A 792-nucleotide genomic window follows, 5' to 3' on the forward strand; every position below is an offset into this window, starting at 1 on the left:
GGGGCCGTCGTCGATGAAGTCGACCTGGGGCAAACGGAAAAGAATCGGGCGGCCGTCGCGTTTCTCGAACTTGGTGACGATGCGGGAGCCGACAATCTGCTCGGGCGGAATGCCGTAGCGCTCCTCGGCGAAAGCGCGGATGAATTCGGCGCCTCCGCCGGAGGCGATGAAGGTCTTGAAGCCGTTGGCACGCAGATAGGTCAGGACCTCCAGCATCGGCTGGTACACCAGCTCGTCGTACCGGCGGCCGAAGCGCGGATGCTTGGCCGTCGCGAGCCAGTCCTTGACCGTTTGCCGGAACTCCTCCGGCGTCATGCCGGCATGCGTCGCGGCGACGATCTCGACCGCGCCGTGCTCACCGGCCGAGGCCAATGCCGCCATGTCGCCCTCGAGCACCGCCTTGAAGGGCTGCTGGTCCTTCCATTCCGGGTGCAGCGGCGCCAATGCCTTGACCCGATCCAACGCGTAGGCGAACTGCACGTAGATCGGCTGTTCGATCCACAGCGTGCCATCATTGTCGAACGTTGCGATCCGCTCCGGTGGCGGGATGAAGTCGGGGGATCCTTCCCGGGTCACGTCGGTGACGAAGGCGACGATCGCCTGTTTCGCCGCACCGTCGTTCCAGGACGGAAGCGGATCGGTCTGAGCGACGGCGGCCGAAACCCAGGCTGCCAGCAGGGCAATCGCGCCAAGCCAGGACAAGCGAACCCGCATGTGTACCTCCCGTGGAAGAACCGGTCGACGAACTGATCCGGATCAAGCGTTAGAACTCGTCGGAGCTGTCTCTGCATC

General features: G+C 64.6%; 1 protein-coding gene. It reads right to left on the reverse strand.

Features of this window, described 5'->3' with window-relative positions; translation table 11 throughout:
* Nucleotides 1-714, reverse strand: a 714-nt coding sequence (locus tag FEZ63_RS17465; protein ID WP_150946845.1) for an HAD family hydrolase, incomplete at its 3' end; no start/stop codon positions are given.
* Between the last annotated feature and the right edge of the window lie 78 nt (nucleotides 715-792).

The sequence above is a fragment of the Microvirga brassicacearum genome, from assembly GCF_008757455.1.
GTDB lineage: Bacteria > Pseudomonadota > Alphaproteobacteria > Rhizobiales > Beijerinckiaceae > Microvirga > Microvirga brassicacearum.